The 21850-nt window shown below is 71.7% G+C and carries 20 protein-coding genes; 18 read left to right on the plus strand and 2 right to left on the minus strand.

The window, feature by feature from the left end; translation table 11 throughout:
• The first annotated feature begins 34 nt into the window (after window positions 1–34).
• The 13 genes from argS (at window position 35) to KHC27_RS15620 (ending at window position 15264) form a co-directional block, all read left to right on the plus strand.
• A complete protein-coding gene (gene argS / locus KHC27_RS15560; protein ID WP_213340297.1) occupies window positions 35–1801 on the plus strand; it encodes an arginine--tRNA ligase in 1767 nt (588 codons plus the stop codon).
• A gap of 93 nt (window positions 1802–1894) precedes the next feature.
• On the plus strand, window positions 1895–4129 hold the full coding sequence (locus tag KHC27_RS15565; protein WP_213340298.1) for an SPOR domain-containing protein: 2235 nt from the start codon (window positions 1895–1897) through the stop codon (window positions 4127–4129).
• Window positions 4130–4571: 442 nt separating this feature from the next.
• The gene (gene nagZ, locus KHC27_RS15570; protein WP_213340299.1) at window positions 4572–5606 is read left to right on the plus strand and encodes a beta-N-acetylhexosaminidase; all 1035 of its coding nucleotides are present in this window, start codon (window positions 4572–4574) and stop codon (window positions 5604–5606) included.
• A 28-nt stretch (window positions 5607–5634) separates the two neighbouring features.
• Window positions 5635–6441 carry a segregation and condensation protein A gene (locus tag KHC27_RS15575; RefSeq protein WP_213340300.1) on the plus strand — a complete coding sequence of 269 codons (807 nt, stop codon included), beginning with the start codon at window positions 5635–5637 and terminating at the stop codon, window positions 6439–6441.
• On the plus strand, window positions 6438–7139 hold the full coding sequence (gene scpB / locus KHC27_RS15580; RefSeq protein WP_213340301.1) for an SMC-Scp complex subunit ScpB: 702 nt from the start codon (window positions 6438–6440) through the stop codon (window positions 7137–7139). Before KHC27_RS15575 ends, scpB begins: the two co-directional genes overlap by 4 nt.
• Before the next feature lie 28 nt (window positions 7140–7167).
• A complete protein-coding gene (locus tag KHC27_RS15585) occupies window positions 7168–8298 on the plus strand; it encodes an ABC transporter ATP-binding protein (protein ID WP_246519974.1) in 1131 nt (376 codons plus the stop codon).
• A 99-nt stretch (window positions 8299–8397) separates the two neighbouring features.
• Window positions 8398–8625, plus strand: a complete 228-nt coding sequence (locus KHC27_RS15590; RefSeq protein WP_213340302.1) for a twin-arginine translocase TatA/TatE family subunit — start codon at window positions 8398–8400, stop codon at window positions 8623–8625.
• Between the two features lie 70 nt (window positions 8626–8695).
• The gene (gene tatB, locus KHC27_RS15595; RefSeq protein ID WP_246519975.1) at window positions 8696–9706 is read left to right on the plus strand and encodes a Sec-independent protein translocase protein TatB; all 1011 of its coding nucleotides are present in this window, start codon (window positions 8696–8698) and stop codon (window positions 9704–9706) included.
• Entirely contained in the window at window positions 9703–10500 is a 798-nt protein-coding gene (gene tatC, locus KHC27_RS15600; protein ID WP_213340303.1) for a twin-arginine translocase subunit TatC, read from the plus strand. The genes tatB and tatC overlap by 4 nt, the downstream gene beginning before the upstream one ends.
• A 42-nt stretch (window positions 10501–10542) precedes the next feature.
• Window positions 10543–12036, plus strand: coding sequence for a serine--tRNA ligase (serS, locus tag KHC27_RS15605; protein WP_213340304.1), 1494 nt, complete (start codon window positions 10543–10545; stop codon window positions 12034–12036).
• 136 nt (window positions 12037–12172) lie between these two features.
• A complete protein-coding gene (surE, locus tag KHC27_RS15610) occupies window positions 12173–12937 on the plus strand; it encodes a 5'/3'-nucleotidase SurE (RefSeq protein WP_213340305.1) in 765 nt (254 codons plus the stop codon).
• A gap of 75 nt (window positions 12938–13012) precedes the next feature.
• Window positions 13013–13678 (plus strand): protein-L-isoaspartate(D-aspartate) O-methyltransferase, encoded by a 666-nt coding sequence (locus KHC27_RS15615; protein WP_213340306.1) that lies wholly within the window; start codon window positions 13013–13015, stop codon window positions 13676–13678.
• Between the two features lie 110 nt (window positions 13679–13788).
• Window positions 13789–15264, plus strand: a complete 1476-nt coding sequence (locus KHC27_RS15620) for a M23 family metallopeptidase (protein WP_246519976.1) — start codon at window positions 13789–13791, stop codon at window positions 15262–15264.
• Window positions 15265–15371: 107 nt separating this feature from the next.
• Here the strand turns inward: KHC27_RS15620 and KHC27_RS15625 are convergent, their stop codons facing one another.
• A complete protein-coding gene (locus KHC27_RS15625; RefSeq protein ID WP_213340307.1) occupies window positions 15372–16262 on the minus strand; it encodes an ATP-binding protein in 891 nt (296 codons plus the stop codon).
• A 230-nt stretch (window positions 16263–16492) separates the two neighbouring features.
• Here KHC27_RS15625 and yajC point away from each other — a divergent pair, with 230 nt between their 5' ends.
• The 5 genes from yajC (at window position 16493) to KHC27_RS15650 (ending at window position 20826) form a co-directional block, all read left to right on the plus strand.
• Window positions 16493–16834 carry a preprotein translocase subunit YajC gene (yajC, locus tag KHC27_RS15630; RefSeq protein ID WP_213340308.1) on the plus strand — a complete coding sequence of 114 codons (342 nt, stop codon included), beginning with the start codon at window positions 16493–16495 and terminating at the stop codon, window positions 16832–16834.
• Window positions 16835–16894: 60 nt separating this feature from the next.
• Window positions 16895–18493: a protein translocase subunit SecD gene (gene secD / locus KHC27_RS15635; RefSeq protein WP_213340309.1), complete on the plus strand. Its 1599-nt coding sequence runs from the start codon at window positions 16895–16897 to the stop codon at window positions 18491–18493.
• Between the two features lie 14 nt (window positions 18494–18507).
• The gene (gene secF, locus KHC27_RS15640) at window positions 18508–19488 is read left to right on the plus strand and encodes a protein translocase subunit SecF (protein WP_213340310.1); all 981 of its coding nucleotides are present in this window, start codon (window positions 18508–18510) and stop codon (window positions 19486–19488) included.
• A gap of 71 nt (window positions 19489–19559) precedes the next feature.
• The gene (locus KHC27_RS15645; protein WP_343210924.1) at window positions 19560–19904 is read left to right on the plus strand and encodes an Mth938-like domain-containing protein; all 345 of its coding nucleotides are present in this window, start codon (window positions 19560–19562) and stop codon (window positions 19902–19904) included.
• Window positions 19905–19977: 73 nt separating this feature from the next.
• A complete protein-coding gene (locus KHC27_RS15650) occupies window positions 19978–20826 on the plus strand; it encodes a phytoene/squalene synthase family protein (protein WP_213340311.1) in 849 nt (282 codons plus the stop codon).
• Between the two features lie 18 nt (window positions 20827–20844).
• Here the strand turns inward: KHC27_RS15650 and KHC27_RS15655 are convergent, their stop codons facing one another.
• On the minus strand, window positions 20845–21798 hold the full coding sequence (locus KHC27_RS15655; RefSeq protein WP_213340312.1) for a cyclase family protein: 954 nt from the start codon (window positions 21796–21798) through the stop codon (window positions 20845–20847).
• Between the last annotated feature and the right edge of the window lie 52 nt (window positions 21799–21850).

The following is a 21850-nucleotide window of genomic DNA, read 5'->3' on the forward strand; positions in this document are numbered from 1 at the left end:
GCCAGCCGGCGCCCGCCAGCCCGGAGCCTTGCCGATGAACATCTACGCGCTCTTCGCCGATCACGTCCGCGCCGCGCTCGCCGCGCTGGCCGCCGAGGGGGTGGTGCCCGCCGGCCTCGACGCCGGCCGCGTCGTGGTCGAGCCGCCGCGCGAGGCGAGCCACGGCGACCTCGCGACCAATGCCGCGATGGTGCTCTCCAAGGACGCCCGGATGAAGCCGCGCGACCTCGCCGAGAAGCTGGCGGAAAAGCTGCGCGCGGTCGAGGGCGTGGTGCGGGTGGAGGTCGCCGGCCCCGGCTTCATCAACATCGCGCTCGACGGGGCGGTGTGGCCGACGCTGCTGAAGTCGGTGCTGCTGGCGGGTGCGGCCTATGGCCGGGCCGATCTCGGCGGCGGCGCGCCGATGAATGTCGAATATGTCTCCGCCAACCCCACCGGCCCGATGCATGTCGGCCATTGCCGCGGCGCTGCCTTCGGCGATGCGCTGGCCAGCCTGCTCGCCTTCGCCGGCTGGAAGGTGACGCGGGAGTATTACATCAACGATGCCGGCGTGCAGATCGACGTGCTCGCCCGCTCCGCCCTGCTGCGCTACCGCGAGGCGCTGGGCGAGGCCATCGAGATTCCCGAGGGGCTCTATCCCGGCGATTACCTCGTGCCGGTGGGGCAGGCTCTGGTGGCGAAATACGGCCGCGGCCTGAAGGAGCGGGACGAGGCCGAGCAGATCGCGCTGGCCCGGCCGATCGCCATCGACATGATGATGGCGATGATCCGCGACGACCTCGCCGCGCTCAACATCCGGCACGAGGTGTTCTTCTCCGAGCGCAGCCTGCACGACCGGCCCGGCGGCGAGGCCTCGATCATCGACCGGCTGATGGCCGAGCTGCGGGCCCGGGACCTCATCTATGACGGCCGGCTGCCGCCGCCCAAGGGCGCGCCGCCGGAAGACTGGGAGGACCGCGAGCAGGTGCTGTTCCGGGCCACCGCCTTCGGCGACGAGATCGACCGGCCGCTGGTGAAGTCGGACGGCGCCTACACCTATTTCGCCGCCGACATCGCCTACCACAAGGACAAGTTCGACCGCGGCTTCGCCCGGATGATCGACGTCTGGGGCGCCGACCATGGCGGCTATGTCAAGCGGATGCAGGCGGCGGTGAAGGCCGCGACCGGCGGCGCCGACACGCTCGACATCGAGCTGTGCCAGCTGGTGCGGCTGCTGCGCAATGGCGAGCCGGTGAAGATGTCGAAGCGCGCCGGCAATTTCGTCACCCTGCGCGAGGTGGTGGACGAGGTCGGCTCGGACGCCGTCCGCTTCATGATGATCTACCGCAAGAACGACGCGGTGCTGGACTTCGACCTCGCCAAGGTCATCGAGCAGAGCAAGGACAACCCGGTCTTCTATGTGCAGTACGCCCACGCCCGGGCCCGCTCCATCCTGCGCAACGCCGCCGCGACGCTGGGCGAGCTTCCCGCCGACCTTTCGGCCTATGCGCAGGCGCCGCTGTCGCGGCTCGACGACGAGGGCGAGATCGCGCTGATCCGCCAGATCGCCAATTATCCCCGCCTGATCGAGCAGGCGGCGGCGGCGCGCGAGCCGCATCGGGTGGCATTTTACCTCTACGACCTCGCCAGCGCGCTGCACGCGCAGTGGAATCGCGGTAAAGACCTGCCACATTTACGCTTCATTATCGAAGATGATCGATTCTTGAGCCATGCGCGGCTGGCGCTGGTGCAGTCGGTGGCTCTCGTGATCGCGTCCGGGCTGGCCATTCTTGGCGTTGCAGCGCCCGAGGAGATGCGGTGAGCGCCTTGCTGCGGCCGCTCACGAGACGATGCCGGCTCGCCCGAGCCGGCGGGATGCGATGCCGCCCGCGGGGCTGCCAGATGGATCGGTGCGATGGTTGATGAGAGCAGGGTGCGGTTCCGGCAGGATGAAGCTCATCCCCAGCCCACGCCGGAGCGAACCGCTGCCGACGAGCGGCTGGCCGAGCTGGCGCGGCTGATCGCGCAGGACGACCCTTTCGCCGATCTCATGCCCGGCGGGGCGCCCCCGGCACCGCCCCGGCGCGACCCCCGCGCCGCCGCCCCGCCGCGCCCGCCCGAGCCCCGCGCTCCTGAACCGCGCCCCGCCGATCCCCGCTACGCCGAGCCGCGCGCCCCGCAGCCGCCCGAGCCGAGGGGCTATGCCCCCCGGGCGCCGGAGCCGCGCGCGCCCGAACCCCGCTACGCCGACCCGCGCTACACCGATCCCCGGCCGTCCGACCCGCGCGCCGCCGAACCCCGCCCCGTCGCGCCGCCGCCGCGCGGGCCGGCCTCCCGCCCGGCCGACCCCTATGCCCAGTCGACGCCGTCGCGCCCGCCGCGGGAGATGCCGCCGAGCTCGCCCGGCTCGCTCTCCGCCTATGCCCGCGACGTCTATGCCGATCCGGCGCGGGCGCCGGAGCCCTATCCCAACCAGCCCCATTCCCACGCCATCGCCGATCAGGCCCGTGACCTGAGCCGCGGCTTCGCGCGCGCGCCGCAGCGCCCGGCAGACCCTTATGCCGATCCTGCCCGCCGCCCGGCGGGTGCCCCCCCGGCTCCGGGCTACCCGCAGCCGCCGGCCCAGGAGCGGGCGCGGGGCGCGCTCAGCGCGGCGGAGGCGGCGGTTGCCGCCGCCCTCGGCCAGTCGCTTGACTTCGATGCGCTGGAGTCGCCGGTGCCGCCGCCGCGCTCCGCCCCGCAGGGCCAGCCCCGCCCGCCGGAACAGCGTGCGCCGGCGCCGCAGCCCCGGTCGGATTATCGCGCCCCCGAGGCCCGGGCGCCGGAGCCGCGTCCGCAGCCGCCGCGCGCACCGGAGCCCTGGCCGGCGGAAGGCCGTGGGCACGACCCGCGCAGCGAGCGCCTGAACGACCCCCGCGCCGAGCGCGCGCACGACCCGCGCAGCGAGCGCCTGCCGCTGTCCCGTGCCGAGCCGGCCGCGCCGATCCGCGAGCGCGTTGCGATTCCGCCCGCGCCGCCGGCCGCCCCGGCCGCGCGCCAGCCGGTCGCGCCGCCACCGCAGCCGCCCCGCCCGGCCGCCGAGGAAGCCCACCCCGTCGCCTATGACGAGGACCGCTCGGCCGAAGCCGAGGACATGTATGAGGAGGACGAGGGCGCCTACGAGTACGAGGCCGAATATGAGGCGGCCGACGAGGAGCAGCGGGCCCGCAAGCGCCGGCGGCTGGCGGTCGTCACCGTGCTGGTCCTGCTCGCGACCGCGGGCGTGAGCGGCTTCTACTTCTACCGCCACATGGGCGGCGGCTCCGCCAGCCACGTCGCCTCTTCCGACGGCCAGCCGCCGGTGATCCGCGCCGACGACCAGCCCAACAAGATGACGCCGGAAAAGCAGGCCGGCGGCGCCGACAGCCAGAAGATCATCTATGACCGCGTCGGCGGCGACGCCGCCGGCGGCACCGAGCGGGTGGTGCCGCGCGAGGAGCAGCCGGTCGACGTGTCGCAGGCGGCACAGCCGCGCAACGTCACCTCCGGCTATCCCACGCCGTCGGCCCCCGCGCCGACCGGGGCGATGCCGGCGGAAGGCACCGCGCCCGGCACCGCGGCCGGCGCCACCGAGCCGAAGCGGGTGCGCACCCTGACCGTGCGCGCCGATGGCAGCGTGGTCGAGAGCCCGTCCGCCGCGCCGGCGCCGGCCGGCGGGCCGATGCCGGATTCGCCGGCCGCGACCCCGGCGCCCACCGACGCCGCGCCGATCGCCTATTCCAGCCCGACGCCGGTCGAGGCGCCCGCGGCCAACGTCCCGCTGCCGCCGACCCGCACCGCCGCCACCCCGCCGGCGAATCTCGCCCAGGCGCCGGCGGCCGGGGCCGCGGCCAATGGCGCCGCTGCCGGTCTCTCCACCGCCTCGGGCTTCTTCGTGCAGATCGCCGCCGGGCGCTCGCAGGCGGAAGCGCAGGCCGCGTGGAAGACCGCGCAGGGCAAGTATCCGACGGTTCTCGGCAGCTACGCCTCCAGCGTCCGCCGGGTCGATCTGGGTGACCGCGGCATCTTCTTCCGCGCCCAGGTCGGGCCGTTCGCCAGCCGCGATCAGGCCGCCAACCTGTGCCAGAACCTGCGCAACCAGGGCGGCGACTGCATGGTGCAGAAGTACTGAGCCGGTGCCTGAGGCCCGGCGCGTCCAGCGGCGCCGGGGCCTGCCGGGCCTTCCGGTTCGGCGGGCAGCCTGTGGCGGCCGGGAGCGTGCACGGCGCGAGGCGCGGCGTCGGCTCCCCGTGCCGGTTTCCGGGCTTCTGGCGTCCGTGCCGCGCGTGCCGGCCTGAAAACGAGGGTCTGCCCTCATGTGTGGCTGGCTCGGGTGGGTAAGGCCGGCGCGGACAGCCTATCAAGGGCCTCAAGCCACACGTCGACGGCGCCGGATGGCGCCGCCCTGCCGGGCCGCTCGCGCGTTCCTGCTTTCTGACCCGCCGCGCCTTCCTTTCTCACCCGCCGCGTCTTCGCCCCGTCTCCAGAGCCCGGCCTTCCGCGCGGGCGCGCCGCAGCGCCGCCGATGGCGCCGGCGGTTTGACCCCCGCGCGCCCCTGAGGTTAAACCGCGCCATGGCCACGCTCTCCCCCGCTCCCGTCCGTGCCTTCATCACCGGCTGCGCCGGCCTCGTGCTGTCGCCCGGCGAGGAGGCGTTCCTTGCCGCCACCAACCCGTGGGGGCTCATCCTCTTCCGCCGCAATGTCGAGAGCCCGGCGCAGGTCGCCGCGCTGGTCGCGGCCTTCCGCGCCGTGGTGGGGCGCCCCGACGCGCCGGTGCTGATCGACCAGGAGGGCGGGCGGGTGCAGCGTCTGGCGGCGCCGCACTGGCCGGCCTATCCGCCCGCGGAGCGCTTCGCCCGCCTCGCCGAGGCCGGCGATCTCGACGCCGCGCGGCGGGCGGCGGCGCTGGGGGCCCGGCTGATGGCCCATGACCTCGCCGCGCTCGGCATCACTGTCGACTGCGTGCCCTGCGCCGATCTGCGCCTGCCGGAGGGGCACGGCATCATCGGCGACCGCGCCTATGGCTCCACGCCGCCGCAGGTGGCGGCGCTCGCGCGGGCCGCCGCCGAAGGGCTGATGCAGGGCGGCGTGCTGCCGGTGCTGAAGCACATTCCCGGCCATGGCCGCGCCCGCGCCGACAGCCATGAAAGCCTGCCGGTGGTCGAAACCTCCCGCGCCGAGCTGGAGGCGACGGATTTCGAGCCGTTCCGGCTGCTGGCCGACCTGCCGCTCGCCATGACCGCGCATGTCGTCTACGCCGCGATCGACCCCGACCGCCCCGCCACGACCTCGGCCACCGTCATCGGCGAGATCATCCGCGGCCATATCGGCTTCGACGGCGCGCTGATGAGCGACGACCTCTCCATGGGTGCGCTGTCGGGCACGCTGGCGGGCCGCACTGAGGCCGCCTTCGCCGCCGGCTGCGACCTCGCGCTCCACTGCAACGGGCGGATGGAGGAGATGACCGAGGTGGCCGGCGCCACGCCGGTGCTGGCCGGTGCCGCGGCACGGCGCTGCGCGGCGGCGCTGGAACGGCTCCATGCCGCCTCCGTCCTCGAGGTTTCGCAGGCGCGGGAGGAATTTTCCGCTATGATCGCGGCATCCTGACCGAAACCGACCGGACGCCGCTGCCGCGATGGCCCAGAGCGAATTCGCCTTCTCTGCGGAGGACGCCGGCCGCGCGCCCGGCGAGGAGGCGCTCGTCGTCGACGTCGGCGGCTTCGAGGGGCCGCTCGACCTGCTTCTGGCGCTCGCCCGCACCCAGAAGGTCGATCTCTCCCGCATCTCCATCCTCGATCTCGCCGAGCAGTACCTGCGCTTCGTCGATGCCGCGCGGCGGGTGCGGCTGGAACTGGCGGCGGACTATCTCGTCATGGCGGCGTGGCTGGCCTATCTCAAGTCGCGCCTGCTGCTGCCGGAAGCGCCGAAGGAAGAAGGGCCGAGCGCGGCCGACCTCGCCGCCGACCTTGCCGAGCGCCTGCGCCGGCTGGAGCGCATCCGGGCCGCCGCTGCCCATCTCGCCACCCGCGACCGGCTGGGCCACGAGGTGTTCGCCCGCGGCGCCCCGGAGCCGCTGCGCCGCGAGGGGCCGCCGGTTTACGAGGCCAGCCTCTATGACCTGCTCGCCGCCTATGGCGCGCAGCGCCAGCGCGCCGCGCTCTCGCAGGTGCGTTTCGCCCCGCGCAACGTGCTCTCCCTCGCGGATGCCCGCGAGCGGCTGGAGCGGCTCATCGGGCGGCTGCCCGCGGACGGGGACTGGGCCCGGCTGGATGGCTTCCTGCTGAACTGGATGGCGGACCCGAAGCTGCGGGCCACCGCGCTCGCCTCGGGCTTTTCCGCCAGCCTCGAAATGGTGCGCGAAGGCCTCATCGACCTGCAGCAGGACGGCGCCTTCGCGCCGATCTGGATCCGCCCCCGCCTCCACGGGGAGGAGGGGCGATGAGCGAGGCCGCGCGGGCCCGCGCGGCGGCGGAACCCGAGGCCGGCCCGCGGCCGCTGGCGCTGCGGCTGCTGGAGGCGATGCTGTTCGCCAGCGACGAGCCGCTGGATGAGGCGACGCTCGCCGCCCGCCTGCCGGAGGGTGCCGACCTGCCCCGGCTGCTGGCCACGCTGTCCGCCGACTACGCGCCGCGCGGGGTCAATCTGGTGCGTGTCGCCGGCAAGTGGATGATGCGCACCGCGCCCGATCTCGGCTTCCTGCTGGCGCGCGACAAGCCGGAGCCGCGCCGGCTCTCCCGCGCGGCGCTGGAGACGCTGGCGATCATCGCCTACCACCAGCCGGTGACGCGCGCCGAGATCGAGGAGATTCGCGGCGTCTCGACCAACAAGGGCACGCTGGACGTGCTGCTCGAATCCGGCTGGATCCGCATGCGCGGGCGCCGCCGCAGTCCCGGCCGGCCGATCACCTACGGCACCACCGCCGGTTTCCTCAGCCATTTCGGGCTCGAATCGATCCAGGACCTGCCGGGGATCGAGGAGCTGAAGGGCACCGGGCTGATCGACGCCCGCGTGCCGGCGGGCCTCACCGTGCCGCTGCCGAATGACGACGAGGGGTTGCGCGACGACGAGGATCCGGTGGAGCCGGACCTTGTGGATCTCGCCCTTGCGCCCTATCCGACACCGGACGACGACGAGGAATGAGCCCGGCAGGACAGGGGAGACGAGCGACATGGCCATGCTGAAGGACCCGCCGCGCACCGGGACGGCCACGGCCGCCCCCGCCGCGCGCCCCAGCCTGCGCACTCCGGTGTCGCTGGCGAGCCGGCTGATTCTGGAGGATGTCCGCCATTCCTATGGCGATGTCCCGGCGGTGCGGGGCGTCTCCTTCACCGCCGAGCCGGGGGAGATCATCTGCCTGCTCGGCCATTCCGGCTGCGGCAAGACCACGCTGCTGCGGCTGATCGCCGGCATCGAGCGGCCGGATGCCGGCCGCATCCTGCTGGACGAGAGGGTGCTGGCGGGGCCGGACAGCTTCGTTCCGCCGGAGAAGCGCAATATCGGCCTCGTCTTCCAGGACTACGCGCTGTTTCCCCATCTCACCAATCTGGAGAATGTCGCCTTCGGCCTGCGCGGCATGAGCAAGGCGGAGGTGGAGGGCGCGGCGCGGCGGGCGCTGGCGCGGGTGGGGCTGGAGCACCACGCCCTCGATTATCCCCACACCCTCTCCGGCGGCGAGCAGCAGCGCGTGGCGCTGGCCCGTGCGCTGGCGCCGCGGCCGGGCATCCTGCTGATGGACGAGCCGTTCTCCGGCCTTGACCGCCGGCTGCGCGACAATGTGCGCACCGAGACGCTGAACGTGCTGCGCGAGGCCCGCGCCACCTCGATCATCGTCACCCACGACCCCGAGGAGGCGATGCGGCTCGGCGACCGCATCGGGCTGATGCGGGGCGGGCGGCTGGTGCAGCTCGGCACGCCCGAGGAGCTCTACCGTAACCCGGCGGACCTGATCGCCGCCCGCTTCTTCTGCGAGATGAACGAGGTGCCGGGCGTGGTGGCGGCCGGGCAGCTCGAAACCGCGATCGGCCGCTTTCCCGCGCCGGGGCTGGAGGAGGGGGCCGCGGGTATCGCGGCGGTGCGGCCGCAGGGGGTGGACCTGCGGGCGCCGGGCAGCGGCACCCCCGGCCGGGTCGTCGCCCACCGCTTCCTCGGCGAGCTCGACCTCTACGAGGTGGCGGTGGAAGGGCTCGACCACCCGGTCATCGTGCGCCGCCGCGGCATAGCCGGGCTTTCACGTGGGCATGAAGTGGGCGTCCACATTGATGGGGCTGAGGTTCTTGTTTTCGCCGCGACCGGGTCCTAGTGTCCCCGGGAGTTCACGCGGACGACGCGGAAGCGGTCGGGTCGGACGGGGCGGCATCAGGCGTTCCCCGGCGCGGTCGAGGAAACAGGAGTTTAAGTCATGGGTTCGCTGAGCATCTGGCACTGGATCATCGTTCTGCTGGTGGTGCTTCTGCTGTTCGGCCGCGGCAAGCTGTCGGAGCTGATGGGCGACGCCGCCAAGGGCATCAAGGCCTTCAAGAAGGGCATGGCCGACGACGAGACCCCGCCGCCCGCTACCCCGGCCGAGCCGGTGCGCAATCTCGACCACCAGCCCGTGGTCGAGCCCGAGCGCAGCAAGGTCGGCTGACCGGCCCCGCCGGTCGCGCCTCGAAACCTGAAAGCTCCGGAAAGGGGAGGGGCCGCTTTCACGCGGCCCCATGCGCGTCATGTTCGATATAGGCTGGTCGGAACTCCTGGTGATCGGCGTGGTGGCGCTGGTCGTGATCGGCCCCAAGGAGCTGCCCGGCGTGCTGCGCTCGGCCGGGCAGGCGGTGCGCAAGCTTCGCCGCATGGCGGGCGAGTTCCAGGGGCAATTCCACGAGGCGCTGCGCGAGGCCGACCTCGCGGACCTGAAGAACGAGCTGACCGGCTTCGCGCAGGACGCGAAGTCCGGTTTCAGCGCGGCCAAGTCCGGCATCGGCGCCGCGATCCCGACCAACCCGCTGCTCGACATCGGCCGTGACGTGCGCGCGGCGGTCGACCAGATCGAGGGCCGCACGCCCGAGCCGCCCGGCTCGGGCATGGCCCCGGCCGAGCCGGGCCCGGCCCCCGCGCCGCCGGCCGAAAATCCGGTCCTCGGCACCGCCGCGCCGGGAACGCCGGTGGCCCCGGTCGCGTCGGCGCCGGTGATTCCTACCGTGGTGCCGGCCGCCATTCCCCCGGCGCCGCCGGCCGCGGCTGCTCTCCCGCCCGCGCCGCTGCCCGCCGCGCCGACCGCCCCGGTCACCATCGCCGATCTCGCTCCCCCGCCGTCGGCGCCGGCGTCCGGCGAGGCGATCACCGCGCAGATCCGGGCCGAGGCCGCACCGGCCACGCCCGCACCCGCCTCTTCTCCTGCCGTCTCTTCTCCTGCCGCCGCGGAGCCCGCCGCCAAGCCTGCGCGCAAGCCGCGGGCCAAGGCGGCGGACGCCGCAGCCGCCGAGCCGGCGGCGAAGCCCCGCGCCCCGCGCAAGGCCGCCAAGCCGGCGGCCCCCGCCGTGCCGTCGGAGAGCGCCGCGATCGCGGACGCCGCCGCGTCGCTGGACGGGCCGGCGGCACCCAGGCCGCGGACCCGCCGTAGCGCCGCGAAGACGGCGGGCCCCGCCACCACCCCTGCACCGGAGGAGCCCTCCATTCCCGCCAGCCCGACCGCCGCCAAGCCGGCCGGCGATGAAGGAGCCGCCTCGTGAGCCAGGAGGATATCGACGCCTCGAAGGCGCCGCTGCTCGATCACCTGATCGAACTGCGCGCCCGGCTCATCAAGTCGCTGATCGCGTTCTTCGTCGCGTTCTTCGCCTGCTTCATGCTGGGCAAATACATCTACAACATCCTGCTGTGGCCCTATGAGTTCGCCGCCGGCGGCTCCGAGCACGTCAAGCTCATCTACACCGCGCCGCAGGAGTTCCTCTTCACCCAGATCAAGCTCGGCATGTTCGGCGCGGCCTTCATCTCCTTCCCGGTGGTGGCGACGCAGATCTACATGTTCGTGGCGCCGGGCCTCTACAAGCACGAGCGCAGCGCCTTCCGGCCCTATCTGATCGCGACCCCGGTCTGCTTCCTCATCGGCGCCAGCTTCGTCTATTTCGTCGCGATGCCGCTGGCGATGACCTACTTCCTCTCGATGCAGCAGCTCGCCGGGCCGAGCGCGGCGGAAATCTCGATGCTGCCGCAGGTGAGCGAATATCTCTCGCTCATCATGACGCTGATCTTCGCCTTCGGCCTGTGCTTCCAGCTCCCGGTGATCCTCACTTTGCTGGCGCAGATCGGGGTGGTGTCCTCGGCGCAGCTCAGGAAGACACGGCGCTACGCCATCGTCGGCGTGTTCGCCGCCGCGGCGGTGCTGACGCCGCCGGACGTGGTGAGCCAGTTCGCTCTCGCCATCCCCACCTTGCTTCTCTACGAGGTCTCGGTCTACCTCGTGCGCGTCGTCGAGAAGAGGCGCGCGGCGACGGAGGCGGCGGAAGCGGAGAGCACCGCGGCCTGACATCGGCGGCGGCGCATCCGGCGGACTTCGAGGGGCTGTACCATGCATGACATCAAGTGGATCCGCGAGGAGCCCCAGGGCCTCATCCGCGCGCTGACCCGGCGCGGCAGTGATGAGGCCGAGGCGCGGGCGCTGGTCGACGGGCTCATCGCCCTCGACGAGCGCCGCCGCGCCGGCATCGTGAAGCTGGAAGAGCTGCAGGCGCGCGCGAATAGCCGGGCTAAGCTTATAGGCGCGGCCATGAAGGCCAAGGACTTCGAGTTAGCTGATCGTCTCAAGGCGGAGGGGACAGGACTTAAAGAGCTGTTCCCTGTCCTAGAAGCCGAGGTGAAGGCCGCCGAGGAGGAGCTGACCGCCGCCCTCGCCGCCATCCCCAACGTGCCGCTGGACGACGTGCCGGACGGCAAGGACGAGACCGAGAACGTCGATTACGAGCTGGTGCCGCGCGAGGACCTGCCCTCCGGCACCGTGCCGGTGCCGATGTGGCGGGAGTACATCTTCACGCCCGAGCAGCATTTCGAGATCGGCGAGGCGATGGGGCTGATGGACTTCGAGGCGGGGGCGAAGCTCTCCGGCGCCCGCTTCGTGGTGCTCAAGGGCCAGCTCGCGCGGCTGGAGCGCGCCATCGGCCAGTTCTTCCTCGACACCCACACCAGCGAGCACGGCTACACCGAGATCGCCCCGCCGGTGCTGGTGAAGGACGAGGCGATGTTCGGCACCGCGCAACTGCCCAAGTTCCGGGATGATCAGTTCGCTGCAACGCAATTTCTAGGATCGGACGAGCGTGATGCTGAGGCGCGGTTGCTCGCAGATTTGCTATGGGATGAAATTGAAGCGGAGCCAGAATTGGCTGATGCTCACCCGAAGGTGAGGGACAGAATTCGAGCCTATCTTGCGAGAGTGAACACCCCGGGCGCTAAACGGGACCTTTGGCTCATCCCCACCGCCGAAGTGCCGCTGACCAATCTCGTCGCCCAGAGCATCGTGGCGGAGGAGGAGCTGCCACTGCGCCTCACCGCGCTCACCCCCTGCTTCCGCGCCGAGGCCGGGGCGGCGGGGCGCGACACCCGCGGCATGATCCGCCAGCACCAGTTCAACAAGGTGGAGCTGGTCTCCATCACCACACCGGAACAGTCGGCCTTCGAGCATGAGCGCATGCTGGCCTGCGCCCAGGCAGTGCTGAAGAAGCTCGGCCTGCATTACCGGGTGATGCGGCTGTGCACCGGCGACATGGGCTTCGCCTCGGCCAAGACCTACGACATCGAGGTGTGGCTGCCGGGCCAGAACGCCTATCGCGAGATTTCCTCCTGCTCGACCTGCACCGATTTCCAGGCCCGGCGGATGAACGCGCGCTACCGGCCGAAGGAAGGCAAGGGCCCGCGCTTCGTCCACACGCTGAATGGCTCGGGCGTCGCCGTGGGCCGGGCCATGGTGGCGATCCTCGAGACCTACCAGAACGCGGACGGCTCGGTCGCGGTGCCGGACGTGCTGAAGCCCTATATGGGCGGGCTCAACCGGATCGAGAAGCCGGTCTGAGCACCGTCGGCGGGGCCATGGCGGCGTCACGGCGGCATGGCAGAAGGTGAGGGCCTCCCGGTCGCCACGGGTGAGCCCCGGCCCGCGCGGTGCGGGCGGTGCGCCCCGGCGGGGCGGAACAGGGACGGATATCGGCATGCGCATTCTGGTCACCAATGACGACGGCATCCACGCTCCGGGCCTCGACGTGTGCGCGCGCATCGCGGCGGCGCTGTCCGACGATGTGTGGGTGGTGGCGCCGGAAACCGACCAGTCCGGCGTGTCGCATTCGCTCTCGCTGTCCGATCCGCTGCGGCTGCGCCGGGTTGAGGAGAAGCGCTTCGCGGTCAAGGGCACCCCGACCGATTGCGTCATCATGGGGGTGCGCCACATCCTCGCCGGCCACAAGCCGGACCTCGTGCTCTCCGGCGTCAATCGCGGCCAGAACGTCGCCGAGGATGTCGGCTATTCCGGCACCGTGGCGGGGGCGATGGAAGGCACGGTGCTCGGCATCCCCTCCATCGCGCTGTCGCAGGCCTATGGCCTCGAGACCCGCACCTTTCCGCCCTACGACGTCGCCGAGCATTTCGGCGCCGGGGTGGTGCGCAGCCTCCTCGAGGCCGGCATCCCGCGCGGCATCGTGGTGAACGTCAATTTCCCCAATCGCCCGGTGGCGGAGGTGAAGGGCGTCGCGGTGACGGCCCAGGGCCGGCGCGACCAGGACCTGATCCGCATCGACCCCCGCAATGACGGCCGCGGCAACCCCTATTACTGGATCGCCTTCGAGAAGCGCATCTTCGAGACGGTGAACGGCTCCGACCTCCACGCGCTGGACGAGGGCCGCATCTCGGTCACCCCGCTGCGGCTGGACATGACCGACGAGCCGGAGATGACCCGGCTCGCCCGCCACTTCGCGGGGTGAGGGCGGCTGGCCTCGGGCGCCGCCCGGATTACGCTTGGGCAGCGCGATGATTCGCCGGCCCGCAGGACCTGACGCGTGAGCGAGACCGCACCCGAGGACGACACCGACGACGTCAGGCGCGCCGCGCTGATTCTGGCGCTGCGCCAGCGCGGCATCCGCGATCCCCGGCTGATGCGGGTGCTGGAGACGGTGCCGCGCGAGCGCTTCGTCGCCCCGGAATACCGGGCGCTGGCCTATGCCGACCAAGCGCTGCCGATCGCCTGCGGGCAGACCATCAGCCAGCCGGTGGTGGTGGCGCTGATGACGGAGCGGCTCGATCTCCAGCCGCGCCATTCGGTGCTGGAGGTGGGCACCGGCAGCGGCTACCACGCCGCCATCCTCAGCCGGCTGGCGGGGCGGGTGGTGACGGTGGAGCGGTTCCGCGGCCTCGCCCGCAGCGCCGGGGAGCGGCTGAAGGAGCTAGGCTTCGACAATGTCGAGGTGCGCCTCGCCGATGGCACCTTCGGCGATCCCGCCCGGGCGCCGTTCGACCGCATCGTGGTCACCGCGGCGGTGCCGGAACTGCCGCCCGCCCTGCTGGCGCAGCTTCTGCCCGGCGGCGTGCTGGTCGCCCCCGTCGGCCCGGCCGAGGGACCTCAGCGCCTCATCCGGTTCGAGCGCACCCCGGAGGGGCTGACGCAGCGGGATGTGATGGCCGTGCGCTTCGTGCCGCTGCTGCCCGGCGTCGCCGCCGTGCTGTGACAATTCGGTCACGGCGAAGCCGGGTCTTTATCCACAACAAGGCCTGCTTAAGGCGCTGTTTACCTATACGGCGGCTTAATTCCCCACGTATTTCAAGCGTGGTGGGTGCGATGCGTAGCTCTTTCAAGGCCTCCGACTGGCGACACCTCTCCCGGATCGGCGTTGTGGCCCTGATGGCAGGTTCCGCAGCGGCGTGCAGCTCCAGCAGCAGCCGTTTCGCCGATCCCAATTCCAATCCCTTCGAGACCGGCAGCGCCGGCCCGGCCTATACCGGCTCCGTCGCTGCCGCGCCCACCCCGGCGGTGCAGCGTGAGCCGATCGGCGGCTATGGCGCCGGTGGCAGTGCCGGCTATGCCTCCGCCTCGAACGGCTATCCCCCGCCGTCCTATCCCGCCGGTGCCGCGCCCGCCCCGTACCAGACCGCCGCCGCGCCCGCGCCGTACCAGACCCCCGCGCCCTATCAGGCGCCCGCGCCGTATCAGCCGGCTCCGGCTCCCTACCAGACCGCGGCGCTGAGCCCGCCGGCCGCCACCCCGACCCCCTATGCGCCGGCCCAGCCGCGCTACGCCGCGCCGGCACAGGCGGCCTCGGCCTATCCGGCCGCCGCGCCCACCCCGCTCGCCCCGGCGACGGCGCCGACCTATGCCGCCGCGCCCCAGCCGATCTACGGCGCCCGGCCGCAGCCGGTCGCGGCCGCGCCGGCTCCGGTGGCGCCGCAGGTGGCGGCGCAGCCGCGCGCCGGCCAGCCCGCGGTCGCCGCGGCGGCGGGCGGCACCCATGTCGTCACCCCCGGCGAGACGCTGTCGTCGCTGGCCCGCATGTATGGCGTGCCGCGCGCCACCATCGCCGCCGCCAACGGCATCTCGCCCGATACCGCGGTGCAGATCGGCCAGCGTCTCGTGATCCCCGGCACCACCGCCGCGACGGTCGCGGCGCACACCCCGCCCGCCCACACCGCGGCCCCGGTCGCGGTCGCGGCTGCCGCCCCCGTTCCCCCGGCGCAGCCCGTCGCCGCCGCCCCGCGCACCGTGGCGGTGGACAAGACCCAGCCGGTTGCCACCGCCTCGCTGGCGCAGCCGCCGGCCAAGCCCGCCGCGGCCAAGCCGGCCGTCGCCGCCGCTGCGCCCGCCGCCGAGCCCAAGCCGCAGACGGTCGCCGCCGTCCAGCCGGCCGCGCCGGTGGACGACGACGCCCGCAACGACAACGGCCTGCAGTTCCGCTGGCCGGTGCGCGGCCGCGTCATCTCCACCTTCGGGCCGAAGCCGGGTGGCCAGCAGAATGAGGGCATCAACGTCTCGGTGCCGGAAGGCACCGCGGTGAAGGCCGCCGAGGACGGCGTCGTCGCCTATGCCGGCAACGAGCTGAAGGGCTACGGCAACCTCGTGCTGATCAAGCACGCCGACGGCTACGTCACCGCCTATGCCCACAACAGCGAGATCGACGTGAAGAAGGGCCAGAGCGTGAAGCGCGGCCAGGTCATCGCCAAGGCCGGCCAGACCGGCAACGTCACCTCGCCGCAGGTGCATTTCGAAATCCGCAAGGGCTCGCAGCCGATCGACCCCTCGCAGCACCTCGCCGGTCTCTGAGCCGAGGTCCGGCAGGCGGGCCGGCGCCTTCGGGCCCGCCCGTCTGTCTGCTGTGAAAGCCGGCCCGCCGCTTCGGCGGGCCCGAGCCGGCTACCGCGCCGCGCCGGCTACCGCGCCGCGCCGGCCAGCGACACGCCGAGCCGTCCCGCCACATCCTGCACATACTGCCAGGCGGTGCGCCCCGAGCGGGCGCCGCGCGTGGTCGCCCATTCCAGCGCTTCCGCACGCAGCGTGGCGGCATCCAGCGGGATGCCGAAATGGGCGACATAACCTTCCACCATGGCGAGATACTCGTCCTGCGAGCATTTGTGGAAGCCGAGCCACAGCCCGAAGCGGTCGGAGAGCGACACCTTTTCCTCCACCGCCTCGCCGGGATTGATCGCGGTGGAGCGCTCGTTCTCCATCATGTCGCGCGGCAGCAGGTGGCGGCGGTTGGAGGTGGCGTAGAAGATCACATTCTCCGGCCGCCCCTCGATGCCGCCTTCCAGCACCGCCTTGAGCGACTTGTAGGAGGTGTCGTCGGCATCGAAGGAAAGGTCGTCGCAGAACACGATGAAGCGGAAGGGCGCCGGACGCATCAGCGCCATCAGTGCCGGCAGGGTCTCGATGTCCTCGCGGTGGATCTCCACCAGCTTCAGCGCCGGCCGCCCGCTCGCCGCCATCTCGACATTGACGCTGGCATGGGCCGCCTTCACCAGCGAGCTCTTGCCCATGCCGCGCGCGCCCCAGAGCAGGGCGTTGTTGGCGGGCAGGCCGCGGGCGAAGCGGGCGGTGTTGTCGAGAAGCTGGTCGCGGGTGCGCTCGATGCCGTGCAGCAGCGCCATCTCGACCCGGTTGACCCGCGGCACCGGCTCCAGCCGGCGCTCCGCCGCCTGCCAGACGAAGGCGTCGGCGGCGGTGAAATCGGCCCGCGCGGTGCGACTCGGGGCGAGCCGGTCCAGCGCGTCGGCGATCCGGGCGAGCAGGGGCAGAAGGTCGGGCGCGGCAGGGTCGGTCATCGTCGGCTCCTCGGGTCCGGTCCCGGCATATCGGGGCGGCATCGTGCCGGCAAGGGAGACCGCGGCCGGCCATAGGGTCGCGATGACGTCCGTTTGATCGGGAAAGCCTGCCTCTGCGGCAGGTGGCGCGGTGCGGGCGACGTTGCATTCGGCAGGCGCACCAGTATAGTCCGCGCCGCTTGCGCCGGCCTCGCCCGCGCTCCCGAGCTCTCGACGGACAAGGAACGTCTATGTTCATTTCGCCCGCCTTCGCGCAGGCCGCCGGCGCTCCGGGCGGCACCGACATGCTGATGTCGCTGCTGCCCTTCGTGCTCATCTTCGTCATCATGTATTTCCTGATCCTGCGCCCGCAGCAGCGCAAGGCGAAGGCGCACCAGGACATGGTCAAGAACATCCGCCGCGGCGACACCGTCGTCACCTCCGGCGGCCTCATCGGCAAGGTCACCCGCGTGGTCGACGAGGCCGAGGTGGAAATCCTGATCGGCGAGAATGTGAAGGTCCGCCAGCTCCGTTCCCTCATCTCCGACGTGCGCGCCAAGGGCGAGCCGGCGAAGGACGAAGCCGCCGCCTAATCCATCGTTGCCCAGCACGACCGCGCGCCCGCAGCGGCGGGCGCGACCGGAAAGATCGACATGCTCTATTTTTCGCGATGGAAGGCTCTGGCGATTGTGGCGTTCTGCGCCGTCATCTGCCTCATGGCCGCGCCGAGCCTCCTGCCCCAGTCGACCTTCGACGCGCTGCCGCACGCGCTGCAGCGCAAGATCGTGCTCGGCCTCGATCTTCAGGGCGGCTCCTATATCGTCCTTCAGGTCGCGCAGGCGGACGTCCGCAAGGGCCGCCTCGAACAGCTTCGCGACGATGCCCGCGGCGCGCTGCGCGAGGCGCGCATCGGCTATAGCGGCCTCGCCATCCAGGGCAATGCGGTCCAGGTGACGATTCGCGACGGGCAGGACGCCGCCGGCGCCTATCAGAAGCTGCGCGGCCTCGCCCAGCCGATCGGCGGCATGGTGGCCCAGAGCGGCCAGCTCGACACCGACGTCACCCAGAACGGCAATGTCATCACCCTGACCCCGACCGAGGCGGGCATCAATGCCCGCACCATTCAGGCGGTGTCGCAGTCGATCGAGATCGTCCGCAAGCGCATCGACCAGCTCGGCACCACCGAGCCCTCGATCCAGCGGCAGGGTTCGGACCGCATCCAGGTGCAGGTGCCCGGCCTGCAGGACCCCTCGCGGCTGAAGGCGCTGCTCGGCCAGACCGCCAAGCTCAGCTTCCGCCTCGTCGACACCTCGATGAACCCGCAGCAGGCGCTGCAGGGCCGCCCGCCCGCCGGCACCGAGGTGCTGTATTCGCAGGGCGAGCCGAAGGTGCCCTACGTCATCGAGCAGCACGTGCTGGTCGCCGGCGAGGACCTGATCGACGCCCAGCCCAGCTTCGATCCCAACACCCGCGAGCCCGTCGTCACCTTCCGCTTCAACGGCAACGGCGCCCGCCGCTTCGCCGAGGCGACCCAGGCCAATGTCGGCCGTCCCTTCGCCATCGTGCTCGACAACCAGGTCATCTCCGCCCCGGTCATCCGCGAGCCGATCACCGGCGGCTCCGGCCAGATCAGCGGCAGCTTCACCGTGCAGCAGGCCAACGACCTCGCCATCCTGCTGCGTGCCGGCGCGCTGCCGGTGCCGCTGCAGGTGGTGGAGGAGCGCACGGTCGGTCCCGGCCTCGGCGCCGATTCCATCCGCGCCGGCATCCTCGCCTCCATTGTCGGCGCCCTTCTCGTCGCCGGCTTCATGATCGCGACCTACGGCCTGTTCGGCGTTGTGGCGGTGGTGGCGGTGGCGGTGAACGTCGGCATGATCCTCGGCCTGCTCGCCATGCTCGGCGCCACGCTGACCCTGCCGGGCATCGCCGGCATCGTGCTCACCGTCGGCATCGCGGTCGATTCGAACGTGCTGATCTATGAGCGCATCCGTGAGGAGGCGCGGGCCGGCCGCTCGGCGATCTCGGCGATCGACGCCGGCTTCTCCCGCGCGCTGTCGACCATTCTCGATTCGAACATCACCACCTTCATCGCGGCGGCGGTGCTGTTCTACATCGGTTCGGGCCCGGTGCGCGGCTTCGCCATCACCTTCGGCATCGGCATCATCACCACGGTGTTCACCGCCTTCACCCTCACCCGCCTGATGGTGGCGATGTGGGTTCGTGCGCGGCGTCCGCAGCACGTGCCGATCTGAGAAAGGCGAGCCCCATGCGTCTGCTTCGCATCGTCCCCGACGATACCCATTTCGACTTCATGCGCTTCCGGCGCATCAGCTTCCCGATCTCGGCGCTGCTCTCCATCGTCGCGCTCGTCGCCTTCGCGACGATGGGGCTGAACTTCGGCATCGACTTTAAGGGCGGCACCCTGCTCGAAGTGCGCTACCCCAACAACACGCTGAATATCGGCGAGGTCCGCTCCAAGCTGGAGGGGCTGAACTTCGGCGAGGTGCAGATCCAGCAGATCGGCACTGACGGCGAGGTGCTGATCCGCGTGGCCCAGCAGCCCGGCGGCGAGGCGGCGCAGCAGGCGGTGGTCGGCACCATCCGCACCACGCTCGGCGACCAGGTGGAATACCGCCGGGTGGAGGTGGTGGGTCCGCGCGTCTCGCAGGAGCTGCTCAGCTACGGCATCATCGGGCTGATGCTCGCGGTCGTCGCGATCCTGATCTATCTGTGGTTCCGCTTCGAGTGGCAGTTCGCGCTCGGCGCCTCGATCGCCAATTTCCACGACATCGTGCTGACGATCGGCTTCATGTCGATCTTCCAGATCGATTTCGACCTCACCAGCGTGGCGGCGCTGCTGACCATTCTCGGCTATTCGCTGAACGACACCATCGTCATCTACGACCGCATCCGCGAGCTGCTGCGGCGCTACAAGAAGATGCCGATCGACGAACTGCTGAACCAGTCGGTCAACTCGACCCTGTCGCGCTCGGTCATCACCCATGTCACCGTCACGCTGGCGCTGCTGTCGCTGGTGCTGTTCGGCGGGCGGGCGATCCATTCCTTCTCGGTCACGATGATGTTCGGCGTGGTGCTGGTCGGCACCTACACCTCGATCTTCATCGCCTCGCCGCTGCTCATCTATCTCGGGGTGAACACCCGGGCGATGGAAGAGGCGGCGGCCAAGGACGCCGCCAAGGACGCCGCGCGCAGCAAGGCCGCCCGGGCCGAGCGCACGGCGGGCTGAGCGTGGCCGGGCCCGCCGACCGCCGGCCAGGGGCGCCCGTCGCGGGGGCGCCCGCGCACCTGCCCCGACAGGTGCCGATCGAAGGCTATGGCGCCGGCTTCTTCCACTTTGCCGGCATGGCCTCGTCCGGCTCGGTGCTGGCGCTGCCCTCCGGCATCCATGGCTGGGCGCCGCGCCTTCCCGTCGAGATCACCGAGGCGGCGCTCGCCCCGGTCTTCGCCGAGGCGGCGGCGCTGGAACTGCTGCTGATCGGCACCGGCGCCGAGCCGTGGGCCCTGCCGGAGGCGCTGCGCTGGCGCTTCCGCGACGCCGGCCTCCGGGTCGACGCGCTGCCGACACGCTCGGCCGCCGCCACCTATAACGTGCTGCTCGACGAGGGGCGGGCGGTCGGCGCCGCCCTGCTCGCAATTTCCTGATGTCCCGCGCCGCGTCGCGCCTCTTTCGGCCCGCTCCCTTGAAGCGGCCGGCCTTCCGCCACACGTGGCTTCCATGACCGCTGAACCCGACTATTGCGCCGGCATTGTCCGCACCCTCGACCGCGACCGCTATGTCGCCGACCTCTACGCCCCGGCGGAGCGGCGCGGCGCGCTGTTCGCGCTGCACGCCTTCAATGCGGAGGTGGCGCGGGTGCGCGAGGCGATCAGCACCCCCATGGCCGGGGAGGTGCGGCTGCAATGGTGGAACGACGCGCTGATCGGCGAGGCGCGGGGCGATGTCGCCGCCAATCCGGTCGCCGCCGCGCTGCTGGCCGCGGTCGAGGCCTACCGGCTGCCGCGCGAGGCGCTCTACGCGCTGATCGACGCCCGCATCTTCGATCTCTATGACGACCCGATGCCGAGCGTGGCCGATCTGGAAGGCTATGCCGGCGAGACCTCCTCGGCGCTGATCCGGCTCGGCTGCCTCATCCTCGGCGGCCCGGCCGACCGCGCCTCGGCCGATGCCGCCGGCCATGCCGGGGTGGCCTATGCCGTCACCGGCCTCCTGCGCAGCTTTCCGATCCACGCCCGTCGCGGCCAGTGCTTCGTGCCGCTCGACCTGCTGAAGGCCCATGGCGTCGGGCGGGACGAGGCGGTCTCGGGCACGCCGACCCCGGGCCTGCGCGCGGCGCTGGCCGATCTGCGGCGGCTGGCGCGGCGCCATTACGAGGAGGCCCGCGCCGCCCTCGCCGCGGTCGATCCCGCCACGCGGCCCGCCTTCCTGCCGCTGGCGCTGGTTCCCGGCGATCTCGCCCGGATGGAGCGGGCGCACGATCCCTTCCGCGAGGTGCCGGCCACGCCGCCGCTCGGCCGGCTGTGGCGGCTGTGGCGGGCGGCGCGGCGGCCTTTCCCGGGGGTGTGACGCCCGGCGCGTGACGGGTCAGGGTGCCGGCGTCGGCCGGAACACGCCATTGGCGTCGCGCTTCAGCGGTGCCGGCTGTGTCGGTAGCGGTGCCCCCGGCGCGTCGGCAATCGTCACGCCTTCCGGCCAGTCCGCCGGGGCGATGGCGATGTAGCGGGCATAGCCGCCCGAGCCACCCAGCGGCCTGGCGAAGCCGATGGTGATGAGGGCGCCGGCCTCCGGCACCTTGTCGAGATTGGCGACGCCTTCGGCCTGGGCGAAGTTGTTGTGCATCAGCCAGTGCTCGCCTTCCAGCGTCGGCGTGGTGTCGGTGTCCAGCGGCTCATGGCCGTGGAACAGGATCTTGCGTTCGAGGTGCAGGAACTTCAGCGCGGCGAGGCTGACACCGGGGAAGGGCGCATTGGCGAAGCGCTCGCGCTCTTTCCATTTCTTGTACCAGTCGGAGCGGACGAACACGACCGCGCCTTCCGGAATCCGGCCATGCCTGGCCTCCCATTCCTCGATGTCCGAGATCTGGAGGTGATAGCCCTCGTCCTTCGCCGCCTTGTCCGCGATGTTGATGACCACCAGCGGGCGGATCGCGAAGGTGGCCGGCAGGTCGGAGATGGTGGCGCCGAGCGGATTCCAGTGCGAGGGCGGGTCGAGCTGGGTGCCGTACTGGTCGGTGGTGAGGTCGTAGGCGGTGGCGACGAAGCCGTGCTTCTCGTAGGTGAATTCCTCGCCCTTCTTCACATAGCCCTCGATGTCCTGCCCCGCGACGGCGGGCTTGAACACCGCAGGCCCGAAGCCGGGCCACACCGGCTGCACCGGCTCGAAGGCGTGGGTGAGGTCGATGTATTTGGCGCTCTTCAGCGATTGGTCATAGAGCTTCCAGAGCGCGGGTTCATCCGCGCGGGCCGCCGAGGCGGCGCCGAGAGCCGCCGGTCCCAGCACGATGCCAAGTCCCAGCGCCAGGAGAAGGGCCTTCTTCATGCGTCGTCTCCATCCATGTAATAGAAGACTATTATGATGGACTATAACGCGC

The organism is Ancylobacter lacus, from assembly GCF_018390635.1.
In the GTDB taxonomy this organism is placed as follows: Bacteria; Pseudomonadota; Alphaproteobacteria; order Rhizobiales; family Xanthobacteraceae; genus Ancylobacter; species Ancylobacter lacus.